Origin of the sequence: Psychrobacter sp. AOP7-B1-24 (assembly GCF_052376215.1) — a bacterium.
Classification (GTDB): Bacteria; Pseudomonadota; Gammaproteobacteria; order Pseudomonadales; family Moraxellaceae; genus Psychrobacter.
Map to the genome: position 1 here is coordinate 1 of NZ_JBQSVL010000206.1, position 569 is coordinate 569.

Sequence of the window (569 nt, forward strand, 5' to 3'; positions counted from 1 at the left end):
ATTTGTAATAAAGGATATGGATTTAGAAATCGGTTATTAGTAAAATTACCTAATATGTAATTTAAATCACTCTGCTCTGATAAATAATTTGTATTCTTAGAGCGAGTATCGACATCAAAATATCGTAGTTCCTGATTATATGTTCTACTCGTTGGCAATTGAATTACTTTCATACCATCAGCCGTTTGGTATTTTACTACTGATGAACCGTCATCACTTTCTGTGACTGCTAGTTCGGGGAATGAAGCATTGTAAAAAGCGTTGTAAGAAGCGCCAATTTGCTTATCATCAGTCTCATCTGAGGAGTAAGCGCAGCCACTAAGCAGTAAAAGACTTAAGAAAAAAGATTTATAATTCATAATATTTAGTCTGCCATAATCGCATAAAATTTTGTAAAGTTATCTTTACGCTTTTGGCGGCTTGTTGTGTGATAATTCACATCATTAGTGATTGAATCAACTGCTGCAGCAATTGCACCTTTATCCGATTTTTTATTAAGTTTTTTCCATTCCCAAAATCCAAGCACAGTTAAAATACCTTCACGTGTGTTTAAAACGCTGTCTGGATTA

Annotated in this window: 2 protein-coding genes; both read right to left on the reverse strand. The window is 33.7% G+C overall.

Annotated features, from left to right (window positions below; all coding sequences use genetic code 11):
- Positions 1-359 (reverse strand): hypothetical protein (locus ACT3QP_RS15020; RefSeq protein ID WP_444526059.1); only part of this gene is annotated, 359 nt, incomplete at its 3' end.
- Between the two features lie 5 nt (positions 360-364).
- The coding region (locus ACT3QP_RS15025) for a hypothetical protein (protein WP_444526060.1) at positions 365-569 on the reverse strand (205 nt) is incomplete at its 5' end.